Annotated in this window: 20 protein-coding genes and 1 pseudogene; 16 read left to right on the top strand and 5 right to left on the bottom strand. The window is 64.9% G+C overall.

Annotated features, from left to right (window positions below; genetic code table 11):
* Positions 1 to 253: 253 nt before the first annotated feature.
* The 16 genes from B2Z70_RS08030 to B2Z70_RS07955 all read left to right on the top strand — a co-directional run bounded on the left by B2Z70_RS08030 (position 254) and on the right by B2Z70_RS07955 (position 12,482).
* On the top strand, positions 254 to 550 hold the full coding sequence (locus B2Z70_RS08030) for a hypothetical protein (protein ID WP_009802178.1): 297 nt from the start codon (positions 254 to 256) through the stop codon (positions 548 to 550).
* A gap of 102 nt (positions 551 to 652) precedes the next feature.
* Positions 653 to 985, top strand: a complete 333-nt coding sequence (locus B2Z70_RS08025) for a hypothetical protein (RefSeq protein ID WP_009802179.1) — start codon at positions 653 to 655, stop codon at positions 983 to 985.
* 112 nt (positions 986 to 1,097) lie between these two features.
* A complete protein-coding gene (locus tag B2Z70_RS08020; protein WP_009802180.1) occupies positions 1,098 to 1,361 on the top strand; it encodes a hypothetical protein in 264 nt (87 codons plus the stop codon).
* Between the two features lie 222 nt (positions 1,362 to 1,583).
* On the top strand, positions 1,584 to 2,219 hold the full coding sequence (locus B2Z70_RS08015) for a 50S ribosomal protein L21 (protein ID WP_009802181.1): 636 nt from the start codon (positions 1,584 to 1,586) through the stop codon (positions 2,217 to 2,219).
* A gap of 36 nt (positions 2,220 to 2,255) precedes the next feature.
* A complete protein-coding gene (gene rpmA / locus B2Z70_RS08010) occupies positions 2,256 to 2,525 on the top strand; it encodes a 50S ribosomal protein L27 (RefSeq protein WP_009802182.1) in 270 nt (89 codons plus the stop codon).
* A 141-nt stretch (positions 2,526 to 2,666) separates the two neighbouring features.
* Positions 2,667 to 3,254, top strand: a complete 588-nt coding sequence (locus B2Z70_RS08005; RefSeq protein ID WP_009802183.1) for a GNAT family N-acetyltransferase — start codon at positions 2,667 to 2,669, stop codon at positions 3,252 to 3,254.
* A gap of 32 nt (positions 3,255 to 3,286) precedes the next feature.
* Complete coding sequence (obgE, locus tag B2Z70_RS08000) at positions 3,287 to 4,354, top strand: GTPase ObgE (protein ID WP_292982334.1); 1,068 nt, start codon at positions 3,287 to 3,289, stop codon at positions 4,352 to 4,354.
* Between the two features lie 14 nt (positions 4,355 to 4,368).
* On the top strand, positions 4,369 to 5,493 hold the full coding sequence (gene proB, locus B2Z70_RS07995) for a glutamate 5-kinase (RefSeq protein ID WP_292982332.1): 1,125 nt from the start codon (positions 4,369 to 4,371) through the stop codon (positions 5,491 to 5,493).
* Positions 5,490 to 6,092, top strand: coding sequence for a nicotinate-nucleotide adenylyltransferase (locus tag B2Z70_RS07990; RefSeq protein ID WP_292982330.1), 603 nt, complete (start codon positions 5,490 to 5,492; stop codon positions 6,090 to 6,092). The genes proB and B2Z70_RS07990 overlap by 4 nt, the downstream gene beginning before the upstream one ends.
* Before the next feature lie 59 nt (positions 6,093 to 6,151).
* A complete protein-coding gene (gene egtD / locus B2Z70_RS07985; RefSeq protein WP_040613354.1) occupies positions 6,152 to 7,120 on the top strand; it encodes an L-histidine N(alpha)-methyltransferase in 969 nt (322 codons plus the stop codon).
* A gap of 45 nt (positions 7,121 to 7,165) precedes the next feature.
* Positions 7,166 to 7,555: a ribosome silencing factor gene (rsfS, locus tag B2Z70_RS07980; RefSeq protein WP_009802188.1), complete on the top strand. Its 390-nt coding sequence runs from the start codon at positions 7,166 to 7,168 to the stop codon at positions 7,553 to 7,555.
* Positions 7,556 to 7,585: 30 nt separating this feature from the next.
* On the top strand, positions 7,586 to 8,059 hold the full coding sequence (gene rlmH / locus B2Z70_RS07975) for a 23S rRNA (pseudouridine(1915)-N(3))-methyltransferase RlmH (protein WP_292982327.1): 474 nt from the start codon (positions 7,586 to 7,588) through the stop codon (positions 8,057 to 8,059).
* Positions 8,059 to 9,315 (top strand): murein hydrolase activator EnvC family protein, encoded by a 1,257-nt coding sequence (locus B2Z70_RS07970; RefSeq protein WP_292982325.1) that lies wholly within the window; start codon positions 8,059 to 8,061, stop codon positions 9,313 to 9,315. Before rlmH ends, B2Z70_RS07970 begins: the two co-directional genes overlap by 1 nt.
* A 33-nt stretch (positions 9,316 to 9,348) precedes the next feature.
* The gene (locus tag B2Z70_RS07965) at positions 9,349 to 10,671 is read left to right on the top strand and encodes a S41 family peptidase (protein ID WP_292982323.1); all 1,323 of its coding nucleotides are present in this window, start codon (positions 9,349 to 9,351) and stop codon (positions 10,669 to 10,671) included.
* A 108-nt stretch (positions 10,672 to 10,779) separates the two neighbouring features.
* Positions 10,780 to 11,997 carry a divergent polysaccharide deacetylase family protein gene (locus B2Z70_RS07960; protein WP_292982321.1) on the top strand — a complete coding sequence of 406 codons (1,218 nt, stop codon included), beginning with the start codon at positions 10,780 to 10,782 and terminating at the stop codon, positions 11,995 to 11,997.
* Positions 11,998 to 11,999: 2 nt separating this feature from the next.
* The gene (locus tag B2Z70_RS07955) at positions 12,000 to 12,482 is read left to right on the top strand and encodes an RNA pyrophosphohydrolase (RefSeq protein WP_292982319.1); all 483 of its coding nucleotides are present in this window, start codon (positions 12,000 to 12,002) and stop codon (positions 12,480 to 12,482) included.
* Here B2Z70_RS07955 and B2Z70_RS07950 read toward each other — a convergent pair.
* The 5 genes and pseudogenes from B2Z70_RS07950 to B2Z70_RS07930 form a co-directional block, all read right to left on the bottom strand.
* A complete protein-coding gene (locus B2Z70_RS07950; RefSeq protein WP_292982317.1) occupies positions 12,479 to 12,928 on the bottom strand; it encodes a hypothetical protein in 450 nt (149 codons plus the stop codon). The genes B2Z70_RS07955 and B2Z70_RS07950 overlap by 4 nt on opposite strands.
* A gap of 94 nt (positions 12,929 to 13,022) precedes the next feature.
* Positions 13,023 to 13,424 carry a F0F1 ATP synthase subunit epsilon gene (locus B2Z70_RS07945; RefSeq protein ID WP_292982315.1) on the bottom strand — a complete coding sequence of 134 codons (402 nt, stop codon included), beginning with the start codon at positions 13,422 to 13,424 and terminating at the stop codon, positions 13,023 to 13,025.
* A 108-nt stretch (positions 13,425 to 13,532) separates the two neighbouring features.
* Complete coding sequence (atpD, locus tag B2Z70_RS07940; RefSeq protein WP_009802196.1) at positions 13,533 to 14,972, bottom strand: F0F1 ATP synthase subunit beta; 1,440 nt, start codon at positions 14,970 to 14,972, stop codon at positions 13,533 to 13,535.
* A gap of 69 nt (positions 14,973 to 15,041) precedes the next feature.
* Positions 15,042 to 15,926: a F0F1 ATP synthase subunit gamma gene (locus B2Z70_RS07935; RefSeq protein ID WP_009802197.1), complete on the bottom strand. Its 885-nt coding sequence runs from the start codon at positions 15,924 to 15,926 to the stop codon at positions 15,042 to 15,044.
* Between the two features lie 86 nt (positions 15,927 to 16,012).
* Positions 16,013 to 16,507 (bottom strand): annotated as a pseudogene (locus tag B2Z70_RS07930) (F0F1 ATP synthase subunit alpha); the annotation flags it as partial.

Here is a 16,507-nt window from a genome sequence, read left to right as displayed (position 1 = left end):
CAACGGTTTTCGAGACCGCCCCGTTCGACCACTCCGGCATCTCTCCGAACTCAGGGAAGCGCGGTGTCGCAAACGCGGGGCTCAAAATCAAGCCCTTTGGGCGCCGGGCTCATCCGCAGAGCTGCGTCTGGCATCGAAAGCGCCGCCCCGAGTGTAACGAGATAGGATTATTCCCGTCTTGAGAGGCGCCGCGCCTTGACTCAACCGCCCTGCGCCCCAAAGCTGCAAGGCTAAACCGGGGAGACTGACAATCATGAATATCCATATCGCTCTGGGCGGCGCCGCCGCCCTTCTGATGATCGGCGCCTGCGCCGCACCGAACAATGACCGCGTCGACCTTGAGGCGTCCCGTCTGGCGTCCGCGCAGGCGGGTGAGGAAATTGTCTGCTCGCGTGAACGCACCACCGGCACCCGGCTGGGCGAACTGATCTGCCGCAGCCAGGCTGAAATCGACGCCGAGCGGGAACGCGCCCAGGATTACGCCCGCCAGCGCAATACCAACATGCGCAGTGGTCAGCGCGGGCCGCGCGGCTTCGGTCCGGATTCCTGATTGCTCCCGATCCCTGGATAGGTCCGGACGAGACTCGCCTTTCAGGTCTTTAGATGCTACCTTGGGTGCAATGTGCACGCTTGGACACATCGGGAGACCGTCATGAACCGCAAATGTCTTTGCATCGGAACCGCCACGCTCCTGGCGCTCGGCGCTTGCGCCGCCCCGAACAATGACCGCGTGGACCTCGAGGCGTCTCGCCTCGCTTCCGCGCAGGCGGGGGAGGAAATGGTCTGCGCGCGCGAGCGCACCACCGGCACCCGTCTTGGCGAGCTGATCTGCCGGACCCAGGCCGAGATCGAACAGCGTCGGGAACTCTCCCAGGAGTATGCCCGTCAGCGTCACAGCCAGCGTCGCAGCGGCACGATCACGAATCCGCGGACATTCGGCCCCTCCAGCGAAAGTCCGACCACTGTCCGCCCCTACGATCACTGAGCGGCAGGTCTCCGAGTTTTTGCAGTGACCATGTTCCTGTCGCCCTAGCCGACATCCGGTGGTAATCTAGTTATTCATAATGAATAAATCTGGATACCAATGGGAGGGTGTCATGAAAGCTGCGTTTTACCTGATTGGCGTCATGGGCGTTCTGGCGGCCGCCGCCTGCGCGCCCACAAAGGTCTCGGGCCTGGATGCGTCTGCGCTCGCCGCGCAGCAGCGCATGTCTGCGCTCTTTGGCGAAGACATGATCTGCCAGTACGAGCAGGAAACCGGCAGTCGCCGGGTCGAACTGGTCTGCCGCTTCGCAGAGGATGTGGAGCTTGAGCGCGAACTCGCCCAGGAATACGCCCGGCGCCGGTTCCAGCCCGACTAGGCTGAACAGGCCGGATCGTCAGGCCTGACGACGATTTCAGGACAGGGACGCATTGACTCTGTCCGCTCGTTTCGCCTATATCCCGCGCTCTGTCCCCGCACGGACTTGTCCGATGCGGGGATTGTGCTTGTGAAACAACGCTGGCTCGCACCAAGAACCGGCGAAGAAAAAGGGCTCCGGTCTCGCGGGTTTCCGCAGATACGGCTCCGGCAAAAAAGGAACATGATCATGTATGCAGTGATCAAGACCGGCGGTAAGCAATACCGCGTCTCCGAAGGCGACATCCTGCGCGTTGAGAAGCTCAGCGCGGAAACCGGCGATGTGGTCGCGTTTGACGAAGTGCTGATGATCGGCGGCGAAGGCGACTCTCTGGTCGGCGCTCCGGCTGTCGATGGCGCGTCTGTGACCGCCAACGTGCTGGACATCCGCAAGGACAAGAAGATCAAGGTCTTCAAGAAGCGCCGCCGTCAGAACTACCGCCGCACCAAAGGCCACCGTCAGTGGATCGCCGTGATCTCTGTCGCTGAAATCCTGAAGCCGGGTTCGAAGTCCAAGCTGGACGCGAAACCCGCCAAGATCGCGGCTGACGAAACCCCGGCTCCGGCCAAGAAAGCCGCTCCGAAAGCGGCCGCCAAGGCCAAGACCGAAGCAGCGGGCTCTGACGATCTGACCCAGCTGACCGGCGTGGGTCCGGCCTTCGCCACCAAGCTGAACGAAGCCGGCGTGACCAGCTTCGCTCAGATCGCCGCCTGGACCGAAGCCGAGATCGAGCGCCTGGACGGCGAGATCTCCGGTCTGAAGACCAAGGCGGAAAAAGGCGACTGGGTCGCTGAAGCCAAGAAACTCGCTGGCAAGTAAGGCCACGCGGCAACAGAACCTGAGAAGGAGAGCACCATGGCTCACAAAAAGGCAGGCGGTTCGTCGCGCAACGGCCGCGACAGTGAAGGCCGGCGCCTCGGCGTCAAGAAGTCCGGCGGTCAGCACGTGATTCCGGGCAACATCATCATTCGTCAGCGCGGCACCAAATACTACGCCGGCGAAAATGTCGGCATGGGCAAGGACCACACCCTGTTCGCGCTGACCGAAGGTCGTGTGACCTTCGCCAAGAAGAAGCTTAACCGGACCTTCGTGTCCGTCGCTCCGCTCGCGGACGCGGCTGAATAGGGCGACGCTGACCTCGTGATCGCCCATCCCGAAGAGGGGCGATCCGGGCCAGACGGCCAAGTTTCAGGGGAGACGGATCGCCGTCTCCCCTTTTGCGTTTGAAGTCTCTCCCCGCCCAGTTCGCGCCCAGAGGAGGCCGATATGAGAGACATGCAGTCCGAACCTGAAGACACGCCCGAGTTCGAAGCGGGCGCAGCGATGAAACCCGTCGTGTTTGCGGACATCCGCACTCCGCGTCTGGTTCTGCGTCCGCTCGAGATTGACGACGCCGCCTGGGTGGGTCCTGAAAGCGCCCGCCCGGAAATCTGCCGCATGACCAGCCGGGTTCCCGCCCAGAACCCGCCCCTGTTTGCGGAGGCCTTCATCCTGATCATGCGCGCCCGCGAGCAGATCAAGGGCGATGTGGTGCGCGCCATCTGCGAAGCCGATACCGGCAGCGCGGTCGGCGTGATCGGACTGCACCCCCATGATGAAGGCTGGGAGCTGGGCTATTGGATCATGCCCGCCGCCTGGGGGCAGGGTTACGCGACCGAGGCCGCACAGGGGCTGTGCGACTGGGCGAGACAGCATGCGATGACGCCGTTCACCGCAAGCCATTATGAAGACAACCCGGCATCCGGCCGGGTGCTGGAAAAATCCGGCTTCGGCTATACCGGCGAAACCGGGACCGCCTTCTCTTTCGGACGCATGGGCTCTGCGCCCATCCGTCAGATGGCGATGGCGGGCTAGCCCAGCTCAACAGACACAGATAAAACCGAGCCATGAAGTTCCTTGATCAAGCCAAAGTGTATGTGAAGTCCGGCTGGGGCGGCCCGGGATGCGTGTCATTCCGGCGCGAGGCCTATGTCGAGTTCGGCGGCCCTGACGGCGGCGACGGCGGGGATGGCGGCGATGTCTGGGTGGAGGCCGTAGAGGGCCTGAACACCCTGATCGATTACCGCTACCAGCAGCACTTCAAGGCCGAGCGCGGCCATAACGGCGCGGGTCGCAACCGCACCGGTCGCGGCGGCGAGGACGTGGTCCTGCGTGTTCCCGTGGGCACCCAGGTGTTTGACGAGGACAAGGAGACGCTGCTGGCCGACCTTACCGAGGTCGGGCAGAAGGCGCTGTTGGCCAAGGGCGGCATTGGCGGCAAGGGCAACGCCCATTTCAAGTCGAGCCGCAACCAGGCGCCGCGCATTTCCCAGCCCGGCGAAGCGGGCGAGGAGCGCGCCATCTGGCTGCGCCTGAAACTGATCGCGGATGCCGGTCTTGTCGGCCTGCCGAACGCCGGCAAGTCCACGCTTCTGTCCGTGGCCAGCAAGGCCCACCCCAAGATCGCCGCCTATCCCTTCACCACGCTGCATCCCAATCTGGGCGTGGTAGAGATGGGCACGGGCAACCGCTTTGTGCTGGCCGATATTCCGGGCCTGATCGAGGGCGCGCATGAGGGCGCCGGCATTGGCGACCGTTTCCTGGGGCATATCGAACGCTGCGCCCTGCTGGTGCACCTCATCGACGCGACGGGCGAAGACCCGATGGGCGCCTATGACACCGTGCGCACCGAGCTTGAGGCCTATGGCGGCGGCATCACCGACAAGCGCGAGATCGTCGTTCTGAACAAGCTTGACGCCGCCGATCCTGAAATCGTCGAAATGCTCGATACCGAGTTCAAGGCGAAGCTGGGCGATGTGCCGCATCACCTCTCCGGCGCCACGCAAGAGGGCCTCAAGGACCTTCTGAAAGTCATCTGGGAGGCGGTCTATACCCGTCGCGAAGAAGAGAAGCGCCTGAAGGAAGAAGCCGAGCGCGAGGAGCGCGGCGAAACCGGCTGGACGCCTGATCTGTGACGCCTGAGGCGCGCATGGCGACGGCCCGGCGGGTCGTCATCAAGGTCGGATCGGCCCAGCTGATCGACCCCGACAGCCTTGCGCCCCGACAGGACCGCTTCCAGGCGCTGGCCGATGACATTAACGCCTTGCGCTCTGAGGGGCGCGAGGTGGTGCTGGTCAGCTCCGCCGCGGTCGCCCTGGGCCGTCCCCGGCTGGGCCTCAAACCGGGCAAGACCCTGACGCTGGAAGAAAAGCAGGCCGCCGCCGCGGCCGGTCAGGCGCTGCTCATCCAGCACTGGGACCAGGCTTTCGCCCGTCATGGCTTTCCCGCCGCCCAGGCGCTGGTCTCTCCCGCCGATATTGAATCGCGCCCGCGCTGGCTCAACGCCCACACCACGCTTGAAACGCTTCTGAAGCTTGGCGCCGTGCCGGTGATCAACGAGAACGACACCGTCGCCACCGAGGAATTGCGCTTTGGCGACAATGACCGGCTGGCGGCGCGCACGGCGCAGCTCGTGGGCGCCCAGCTCCTGATCATCCTGTCCGATGTGGACGGGCTGTATGATCGCGATCCGCGCGAGCCGGGCGCGTTGCACATCCCAGAAATCGAGACCATCACCGCCGAGATCGAGGCGCTGGCCGGCCCGGCCCGCGCCGGCGCCGCCGGGACTGGCGGCATGGCCAGCAAGATCGCCGCTGCGCGCATCGCCAATGCCGCCGGCTGCGCCATGATCATCTGCCGCGGCGATCACGACCATCCCATCGCCGCGATCCGCGCCGGCGCGCGTCACAGCTGGTTCGCCCCGAACGGTAATCCCGAAAGCGCCCGCCGCGCCTGGATCCTGGGGTCTCTGGCGCGTGAGGGCGCCTTGGTGCTGGACCCCGGGGCCGCCGACGCGGTCCGCAAGGGCCGCAGCCTGCTGCCTGCCGGCGTGGTGGACGTGCAGGGCCGGTTCGAACGCGGCGCGACCGTGCGCCTTCTGACTGCGACCGGCGAGCGGCTGGGCGTGGGCGTTGCGGGCTATGACGATCATGAAGCGCGCCAGATCCTGGGATTGAAATCGGAGTCCATCACCGGAGTGCTGGGCTATCGCCGCGGCGTCGCGCTGATCCATGCCGGCGATCTGGTGCTCGATCCGGACAGCTCGGCGTCATGAGCTGGGCGCTGAAATCCGAGCTCCTGCATGACGGCATGCGGGTGGGGATTTACGGCGGCAGCTTTGATCCCGTTCACCGCGCCCACCGGCATGTGGCGCGGACGGCCCTCAAACGGCTTGATCTGGATCGGGTCTGGTGGCTGGTCAGCCCCGGAAATCCGCTGAAAGCCCATGCCCCCGCCAGCCTTGAAAGCCGCGCCAGCGCCATTCGGGGCTGCATGCCCGACCCCCGGCAGGTCGTCTCCACGCTGGAAGCCCGGCTGAACACCCGCACCACCATTGATCTGATCACCCATCTTCAGACCCGCCATCCCCGGGTCCGCTTCGTCTGGATCATGGGCGCGGACGGGCTGGCGAGCTTTCATCGCTGGAAGAACTGGCAGGCGATCGCGCAGCGCATTCCCATCTGCGTCATCGCCCGCCCCGGCGTCGGCCTGAAAGCGCGCTTGTCCCCGGCTGCTCGCTATCTGGCCCGGGCGCGCAAACAGGACAGTCAGGCGAAAACCCTGGCTCTAGGTAGTCCTCCGGGGTGGACTTACCTTACTGAGCCATTACATGCTGAGGCCTCACGCCTGTTGCGTGCAAAAGCCGCATCCTGATCCGCAGCCGCCATCGCCTTGAGACCATGTCGAACGAGACCCTAGTCGAGGCTGGCGCCTTGGCGTTTTTCAAAGACTTGCAGCCCTCCGCCAGCGATTTTCGTGCGGATGTGCTCGCCGGGTTGCGCAAACCGCAAAAAGCGATTTCGCCCAAGTATTTCTACGATGCAGCGGGATCTGCGATCTTTGACCGGATCACCGAGGCGCCCGAATACTATCCCACCCGCACGGAGCTGAGCCTGCTGGACCGGATCGGCCCCGAGCTGAAGGCCCTCGCCGGGTCCGGAGCGGTCGTGCTCGAACCCGGCGCCGGGTCGAGCGTGAAGATCCGCCGGCTTCTCGACGCGCTCGATCATCCCGCCGCCTTTGTGGGCATGGATATCTCGGGCGATCACGTCAAGGCGGCCTGCGCCGATATCGCGTCCGATCACCCCGACCTGACCGTGGGCGCCATCTGTCATGACTTCACCCAGACGCTTGATGTGGACGCGCTGGATCTGCCCGAAGGCCGCCGGATCGTCTTCTTCCCCGGGTCGACCATCGGCAATTTCGAGCTCATCGACGCGCTGAAACTGCTCAAGACCCTGCGCGACTGGCTGCGTCCGGGCGATGCGCTCCTGATCGGGGTGGATCTGCGCAAGGACCCGGCCGTGCTGGAGGCCGCTTATGACGATGCCGGCGGCGCGACGGCGGACTTCAATTTCAACCTTGTCAAACGGATCAATGCGGAGCTCGACGGCGATCTCGATCCGGCGGCGCTTGCCTACCGCGCCTTCTGGAATCCGTACCGGTCACGGGTTGAAATGTACCTGCAGGCCCTGCGCGACCTGGAATTCACCGTGGCGGGCGAAGCCTTCGTGCTGCGTGAGCACGAGACAATCCATACCGAAAACTCCCATAAATTCACGGTCTCCACCTTCCAGGACCTCGCCCGCCAGGCCGGGCTTGTCCCCGCCCATGTGTGGAGCGAAGAGGGCGCCTGCGCCTTCTCCATTCACTGGCTCGAACGCGGCGACAAAACGTGCTAGCATCCTGCTTGGTCAATTAAGGGAGCAAGGACTCTGTCCACCGAATTGCACAGCCGCCCCAATGGCGAGGCTGACAGCGACTCTGGCGAACTCGCCCAGAGCACGCAGGATCTCGAAGCGCTGGTTCTGAACGCGCTGGACGATGACAAGGCGGAAGATGTCGTCGCCATCGATCTTACGGGCAAATCATCCGTCACTGATGTGATGGTCATCGCGTCTGGCCGGTCCAACCGGCATGTGGGCGCCATGGCCGACCATCTCGTGCGCAAGCTCAAGGACGCCGGGCACGGCAAGGTCGCGATCGAGGGCCTGAAGACGTGCGACTGGGTCCTGATCGACGCCGGCGACGTGATCGTTCACCTGTTCCGTCCCGAAGTGCGCAGCTTCTACGATCTGGAAAAGATGTGGTCCGTCTCGCCTGACGGCTCGGCCTGATCCAATCCTCATCCCGAACCGGGGCGCCCCATGCGCGTTGAGATTCGTGCGATCGGCCGCATCAAGGCCGGGCCCGAGCGCGAGCTTGTGGACCAGTACATGGACCGCGCCAATGGCGTGGGACGCGGAATCGGGCTGGGTCCGGTCAGTGAGCGTGAGCTCGATCCAAGAACCCTCAAGGACAAGTCGGCCGAAACCCAGGCGCTGATTGCGGATCTCCCCGCCGGCGCCCTGGTCTTCGCGCTGGATGAAACCGGAAAGCCGATGAGCTCGCTCGACTTCTCGCGCGTGATCGAAACCACGCGCGATGACGGCGCACGCGATCTGGTCTTCCTGATCGGCGGCGCGGATGGCCATGACCGTCCGGCCCTGCCCCAGGGCGCGCGCATGCTCAGCTTCGGCAAGGCCACCTGGCCGCACAAGCTGGTGCGCGTCATGCTGGCCGAACAGATCTATCGCGCCGCCTCGGTTCTGGCGGGCGCGCCGTATCATCGGGAGGGCTGATGGCGTCCCTTCTCTCCCTTCTGGCTCTGAGCCTCGCCCTGCAGGCGCAAGCGGCGCCCGAGCCGGACGAGGTGGAGTCCATGGAACGCGAGGCCGCCGAACTGCGCGACGAGGCCGAAGCGCGGGAAGCCGAGGCCGAAGCCGCCCGTATCGCCATCGCCCGCTTGCAGCAACGCCTTGTGGAAGCGGCAGGACGCGTGGAGAGCCGTGAAGCCGAGGTGGAAGCCGCCACCGAACGCTTGCGGGCGCTGGAGCGTGAGGAATCCGACCTTCTGGCGCGGTTGCGCGCGGAACGGTCTGACCTGGCGCGAGTTCTGGCCGCCCTTCAGCGCATCGAGATGTCGGACCCGCCCGCCTTGGCGGTGACTCCAGACGATGCCGCTTCGGCGGCCCGCGCGGCCGGGCTTCTGGCCCAGATCGCGCCCCAGCTCGACGCCCGTGTCGCGGCTGTGCAGGCCCGTCTCGAGGAACTGGCTGCATTGCGGGAGGCGCTCGCGGCCCAGACCCAGGCTCTGGTGCAGGCCCGTGAGGCTCTCGGGGTGACGCGCGAGGAAGTCACTGCGCTGATCGAGGAACGCCGCGCCGCCGAGGCCGCCCTGCGCGCGCAGGCTGATGATCTGTCCCAACGCGCCGCCCGGATTGCTCGCGAAGCCGGTTCGCTGCGCCAGCTGCTGGCGGATATTCGCCGTTTCGCCGCCGCCGAACCGCGTCTGGCCCCGCGTCCGGAGCCTGCGCCCGAACCGGAACCCGGCGTTCCCGTGCCGCGTCTCAGACCGGAACAGACGCCGGCGGTCGCCATGGCCGCTCTCGTGGATGCACGCCCGGTGGAGGGCCCGGTCGAAACCCTGCGCTTCAGTGATACGCGCGGCCGGTTGAGCCCGCCTGTTCGCGGAGATTTGATCATACGCGCCGGCGAACGCGGTCCGGACGGCGCGCGTCGCGAAGGGGTCTGGTTTGAAACCGCATCCCGCGCCCAGGTCACCGCCCCCTTTGATGGCGTCGTTGTATATGCCGGGCCTTTTCAAGGGTTTGATGGCGTATTGATGATCAACACACCCGATGGTTACACGCTTATCCTCGGGGGCTTAGGTCTTATTTACGCCGTAGAGGGACAATCATTATTGGCGGGAGAACCGGTGGGCGCCATGTCTGACCGTGCAAATCCGCCGCCAATGCTCTATCTGGAGATCAGACGCAGCACTGACGAAGCTGCTGACCCTGAGGATTGGCTTCGGCCCGAATTTCGCAGAGGCTAGAGCCTCGACCGCCGCGCTTTGAGGAAGACCATCATGCGTCTGCACATTATTGCTTCAGCAGTCCTGTTCGGAATTGGCGCCGCCACGCTGGCGGTGTCCGCCGAAGGCGAAGACACCAACAGCCGCGAAGCCACCTTCCGTCAGCTGGAGCTTTTCGGCGATGTGCTCAGCCGGATCGAGTCCGATTATGTCACCGAGCCGGACAAGGCCGAACTGATCGAGAGCGCGATTGACGGCATGATGCAGGCGCTCGATCCGCATTCGAGCTATTTGTCCCCGGATGACTTCCAGGACATGCAGGTCACCACCAGCGGCGAATATGGCGGCGTGGGGATCGAGGTGACCATCCGCGACGACCTGATCACCATCATTTCCCCCATCGCCGAGACGCCGGGCGAACGCGCCGGGCTGGAGCCCAATGACCAGATCATCGCCGTCGACGGCGAGAGCATGATCGGCGCAACCATGGATGACGCCGTCGAGCGCATGCGCGGGCCGGCCGGCGAACCGGTGATACTGAGCATTCTGCGCGAGGGCGTGGAGGATCCGTTCGACGTCACGGTCGTGCGCGACCTGATCGAGGTGCGCGCCGCCTATTGGCGCATGGAAGAGGGCGACACGCCCTATCTGCGCATCACCACCTTCAACGAGAACACCACGGCCAACGCCGTCACCGGCATCGAGGACCTGACCGAAGCCTATGGCGGACCGCTGCCAGGCCTCATCCTCGATCTGCGCTCCAATCCGGGCGGCCTCCTGGACCAGTCGGTGTCGATCTCCTCGCTGTTCCTGGACGGCGGAGAGGTTGTCTCGACCCGTGGCCGCGACCCGCGCGACACGCGCCGCTATAACGCCGAACCGGGGGACATCCTCAATGGCGCGCCCATCGTGGTGCTGATCAATTCGGGCTCGGCCTCGGCCTCGGAAATCGTCACCGGCGCGCTGCAGGATCGCGAACGTGCGACGATCGTGGGCATGACCAGCTTCGGCAAGGGCTCCATGCAGACCGTGGTGCCGCTGCGCGGCGGCCGTGACGGCGCCCTGCGGCTGACCACGGCGCGCTATTACACGCCCGCCGGTCGCACCATTCAGGCGACGGGCATCGCGCCTGACATCGCCATCGCCCCGCGCCGCGTCGCCGAGGAAGAGATTGAAAGCGTCAACACCTATGCCGAGGCCGCCCTGCGCAATGCGCTGGAGAACGAGAACGGCGCGGAGCGTGAAGAGCTGCAGAATGAACTCTCGCACACCGAAATGCCGCCCGAGGACTGGGATGCGAGCGAGGATTACCAGCTTCACCGCGGCATCGAGATCCTCAACGCGATGATGAGCCGCGAACAGGCCCAGCTGCAGTAGGCCAGACGCTCGGAAGGCGCGTTCGTTAACGCTTCTTTACCCCGTCTTCACGCAGGGTCAGGGTTCGAATCACCCCTGACCCGGCGTTGAAGAAACGGCACGCGCACCATGGCCCGACTGGACTCCGATCGCTTTCCCCTGAAAGCCCCGCTGCTGGCGGGCCTCGGGGTCGCGGCTGCGCTGATCATCGGGGTCGCCGCCCTGACCTGGCTTGCCGGCGGTCCTGCGCCCACCATAAGCGCCAGCGCCGATATCGCGGGCCAACCCGAAGTCCTGGCCTCCGCCCGGATTGAGAGCGATCATGGCGCGCCCTTCAGCGACGGTCAGGCTGACGAGGTGAGCCTGCCGGGCGTTCGCGACACCGCCGATGCGCTCAGCGCTCATGATGCGGGCGGCCACACCACCGCGCAGCCGGCTGCGCCCCAGGCCCCGCCTGCGCCGCTGCCGGGACTTTATGAAAATGGCCCCGGCGGCCCCCTGCCAGTCATCAGCGCCAGCGGGGAACGTCCCGATCAGGCCTACGCCCATGACTTTCCAGGCGCCGAGAACGTGCCCACCGTGTCGGTCATTGTCGGCGGTCTCGGCCTGTCACAAAGCCTGACCGAGCGCGCCATCGAGGTTCTGCCTGCAGAGGTGACCCTCAGCTTCGCCCCCTATGCCGACAATCTGCAGGACTGGATCAATCGCGCCCGGGCGGACGGACACGAGGTGTTGCTCGAGCTTCCCATGGAGCCGTTCGACTACCCCAATAACGATCCTGGTCCGCACACCCTGCTGGTGGACGCCAGCTCCCAGGAGAACACGCGACGACTGGTCTGGCTGCTGTCTCGCGCCGCCGGATATACGGGCGTGGCGAACTATCTCGGGGCGCGACTGGGCGCTGCTGAAGGCCCGCTCAGCGAGATCTTCTCCGAACTGGAAGCCCGCGGCCTGAGCATCTTTCATGATGGCGCAGGTCGCCGCGCCGTTCTGGAGCAGGCCGGACGTCAGGCCCATGCCCGCATGACCATCGCGGACCGGGTGGTGGATTCCGACCCGACACCGCGCGCCATTGATGGCCGACTTCTGGAGCTGGAAGCGCTGGCCTTGCAGAACGGCTCGGCGCTTGGCTCGGGCTTCGCCTATCCCGCTACCGTGGATACGATCGCAGCCTGGGCGGAAGGGCTGGATGGCCGCGGCTACCAGCTGGCGCCGGCGAGCTTCGTCATGCAGATCCGAAGCCCCGTCGAAACCGCTCAGGCCCCGACCACCAACCACGGGGCCAGCGCCGGTGAGGATCACGCCCCCGCGAATGACCATGGCGACGGCCACGGAGACACGCACTAGTCATGTCTGACGCCTATCCCGAACACCGCCCCAATGTGGGCGTCGTGCTGTTCAATGCGGACGGCAAGGTCTGGCTGGGCAAGCGCTATGGCGCAGATGAGCCCTGGTGCTGGCAGTTTCCCCAGGGCGGCATGGATGCAGGCGAGACGCCTGAAGAGGCGGGACTGCGCGAACTCTATGAAGAAACCGGCGTCACTCAAGAGCTCATAGAGCCGCTTGGAAGCATAAACGACTGGCTGGCCTATGACTTCCCGCCTGAAGTCCTCGCGCAGCGCTCGCGCAATCGCTGGCGCGGTCAGAAACAGCGCTGGTTCGCCTATCGCTATCTGGGGACGGACGCCGACTTCGATCTTGAAGCCGTGCCGCCGCAGGAATTCTCAGAGTTCCGTTGGGTCTCGCTGGAAACAACGCCGCAGCTCATCATCCCGTGGAAGCGGGACGTGTATGAGCGCGTAGCCGAAGCCTTCGCGCCCTATGGCGCCTAGCGGTCCGCCGCCAGCTCCACCACCCGGACTGACGACGCGCCACGGCTGAAGAAGCCGAAGGCGAGATTGACAGTGTTGTGGGCGATATTGCGATCCTCGGCGCGCAGTTTCGCCTCGACCTCCCGGACAACGCGCAGATTGTCGTCCTGAGCGCCCATCACACAGACTGTCTCGCCATCGCGCTTGCCCGTCCAGATGGACAGCCCCGCGGCATGGGGCAGGGCCAGAGCCTGATCTGACGCGGTGATGTCACGATCGGCAACGGGAAAATCGAAGGCTTCCAGCGTGACTCCGGCCTCCTGCGCCGCTCCCTCCAGCCCCTGCGGGCCCAGGGCGGCATCACACAGGGCGATCATCTGGTTCGCCAGAGCGTCGATCTCAGCGTCGTCCGCCGCTAGTGCAGGAGCGCTGAGAGCGGTCAGCGACACAGCTGCGGCACAGATCATGGAGACACGCATCATCCTCAGTCCTCAAATGCAAAAACCCTGCGCAGAATATGCGCAGGGTCTCGCGAAGCCGGAAATGAAAGGACTTCAAGATTTAGTGAGACAGTTCCGACAGCAGGGCCTGGAACTTCTCGATGCGCGCTTCCGCATCATGACGTTCTTCGTCATTGCGCGCCTGGCCCAGATCTTCACGGGCTTCGGCGAGAGACTTGGACACGTCTTCAGCGTTCACGTCGGCGAGGTCGATCGCCTCTTCGGCCAGAATGGTCAGGCCGGCAGCCGTCACCTCGGCGAACCCGCCGCGGATGAAGGTACGGGTGACGTCATTGCCGGAATGAACCGAGATCGCTCCGGTGCGAATGGTCGACATGAAGGGCGCGTGGTTGGCCAGCACGCCGAAATCGCCCTCGGAACCGGGGACCACGACCATGTCCACCTCGCCCGCGAAGACGCGGCGCTCAGGCGAAACGAGGTCAAAGTGCAGCTTGTCAGCCATGGGCCGATCCTTGCTCAGTTACGCCCGACAAGCGGGCAGGCCTTGCTCAGTTACGCCCGCCGGGCGGGCTGGTCGCCGGCGCGCCTGGGGCGCGCCGACTGATCAGGCTTACGCAGCGTCAGCAGCCAGTTTCTCGGCTTTCTTCACGGCGTCTTCGATGGTGCCGACCATGTAGAAGGCCGGTTCCGGCAGATGGTCGTAATCGCCATCGCACAGACCTTTGAAGCCCTTGACGGTTTCCTCGATCGGCACCTGGATGCCCGGAGAACCGGTGAAAACTTCGGCCACGTCGAACGGCTGGGACAGGAAGCGCTCGATCTTACGGGCGCGCGCCACGACCAGCTTGTCCTCTTCGGACAGTTCGTCCATGCCCAGGATGGCGATGATGTCTTGCAGAGCCTTGTAGCGCTGCAGGATTTCCTGCACGCGACGGGCGGTCTGATAGTGCTCTTCACCCACGATGCGCGGCTCGAGGATCCGGGAGGTGGAGTCCAGCGGGTCCACAGCAGGGTAGATGCCTTTTTCCGCGATCGAGCGGTTCAGAACCGTGGTCGCGTCGAGGTGGGCGAAGGTGGTGGCCGGAGCCGGGTCGGTCAGGTCGTCGGCCGGCACGTAAACGGCTTGCACGGACGTGATCGAACCCTTCTTGGTCGAGGTGATGCGCTCTTGCAGCGCGCCCATGTCGGTGGACAGGGTCGGCTGATAGCCCACCGCGGACGGGATCCGGCCCAGCAGGGCGGACACTTCGGCGCCGGCCTGGGTGAAGCGGAAGATGTTGTCCACGAAGAACAGCACGTCCTTGCCTTCCTCATCGCGGAAGTATTCCGCTTGAGCCAGACCGGACAGCGCCACGCGAGCACGGGCGCCCGGCGGTTCGTTCATCTGGCCGAACACGAGGGCGCAACGCGACCCTTCAGCAGAACCGCCATTTTCCTTGGGGTCCTTGTTCACGCCGGATTCGATCATTTCGTAATAGAGATCGTTGCCTTCGCGGGTCCGCTCGCCGACGCCGGCGAACACGGAATAGCCGCCGAACAGCTTCGCGATGTTGTTGATCAGTTCCTGGATCAGAACCGTCTTGCCAACGCCAGCGCCGCCGAACAGGCCGATCTTGCCGCCTTTGGCGTACGGGCAGAGCAGATCCACGACCTTGATGCCGGTCGGCAGGATTTCAGCCTCGGTGGACTGTTCCTCGAACGCCGGAGCCGGACGGTGGATCGGCGCCATCATGGCGGCCTGCACATCGCCGGCTTCGTCGATCGGCTCACCGGTGACGCTCATGATGCGGCCCAGCGTGCCCGGACCCACCGGAACCATGATCGGAGACCCGGTGTCCGTCACTTCGGAACCGCGCTTCAGACCCTCGGTCGCGTCCATGGCGATCGTGCGCACCATGTTCTCGCCCAGGTGCGACGCCACTTCCAGAACCAGCTTCTGGTCGCCGTTCTTGGTCTCCAGAGCGTTGAGGATATCCGGAAGACCGCCCTCGAACTCCACGTCCACGACGGCGCCGGTCACCTGCGCAATACGGCCTTTGAGCTTGCTCATCGTCTCAGCCTCTTTTCCAAACCTTGCAAGGCGCCGCGCCCGGTCGCCTGTCGTTCAAACTTGTTACGCTTACACCGCCTCGGCGCCGGAGATGATCTCGATCAGCTCCTTGGTGATTTTCGCCTGGCGGGAGCGGTTGTATTCCAGATTCAGCTTGTCGATCAGCTCGCCGGCATTGCGGGTCGCTGAGTCCATGGCCGCCATCTTGGCGCCCATTTCACCGGCAGCGTTCTCCAGCAGGGCCGAGAGAATGACCGTATCCACATAACGCGGCAGCAGAACCTCGAGGATGCTCTCCTCGTCCGGCTCATAGCTGTAGATCGCGCCTTTGAGGTCGGGACGCTCGACGGTCTCGTCGATGGCGTCACGCGCCGGGATCAGCGTCTGAGCGCGGGGCTTCTGGCTGATCACGGAGACGAATTCCGAGCTGACGACTTCGCAGACATCAAACTCGCCCGCCTCGAACAGGGTGCGGATCTTGTCGCCGATCATCGCCGCGGTCGAACCGTCGATGGACTTCACGTCCTTCAGTTCGACCGTGTCCACGATCTTGTCCTTGTGCAGACGCTTGAGGGCTTCATAGCCCTTCTTGCCGACCGTCAGGATCTTGACGGTCTTGCCGGCGCCGACCAGGGCCGCGACACGCTCGCGCGCCAGGCGCGCGATATTGGTGTTGAAGCCGCCGCACAGGCCGCGGTCCGCCGTGGCGACCACGAGCAGGTGGACATCGTCCTTGCCCGTGCCGACCAGCAGACGCGGCGCGTCCGGGCCTTCCATGGCCGATGACAGATTGGCCATCACCGCCGCCATACGCTCAGCGTACGGGCGCGCGGCTTCCGCGGCTTCCTGCGCCTTGCGCAGCTTGGCCGCGGCGACCATTTGCATCGCCTTGGTGATCTTCTTGGTCGATTCGACCGAGTTGATCCGGTTTTTCAGCTCTTTAAGGCTGGCCATTTGTCGTCCTCAGCCCAACCGCTTGATCCTGTCGGGGCAAGCCCCTCCAGAACGAGGAGGTTGGGCGCGCTTTCGCGCGCCCGTCCTTATGCGAAGTTCGCCGTGAAGGTCTCCAGCGTCGCTTTCAGCGCCGCCTCGGACTCGTCCGACAGTTTCTTGGTGTCGCGGATCGCGGCCAGAAGATCGGCTTTCTCGGCGTGCAGGTGACGCAGAAGCTCTTCTTCATAGCGACCGATCGCGGACACTTCGATCTTGTCCAGATAGCCGCGCGTACCGGCGTACATCACGCAGACCTGCTCTTCCATGGAGAGCGGGCTGAACTGCGGCTGCTTGAGCAGCTCGGTCAGACGCTCGCCGCGCGAGAGCAGCTTCTGGGTGGCCGCGTCCAGGTCGGAACCGAACTGGGCGAAGGCCGCCATTTCGCGATACTGAGCCAGCTCGCCCTTGATCTTGCCCGCGGCGGTCTTGGTCGCCTTGGTCTGAGCGGCGGAGCCCACGCGGGACACCGACAGACCCACGTTCACGGCCGGGCGGATGCCCTGGTAGAACAGGTCGGTTTCCAGGAAGATCTGGCCATCGGT

Origin of the sequence: Oceanicaulis sp. UBA6590 (assembly GCF_002433705.1) — a bacterium.
Lineage (GTDB): Bacteria > Pseudomonadota > Alphaproteobacteria > Caulobacterales > Maricaulaceae > Oceanicaulis.
Note: the sequence above shows the minus strand (reverse complement) of the source record. Positions and strands in the feature narration are given on the sequence as shown.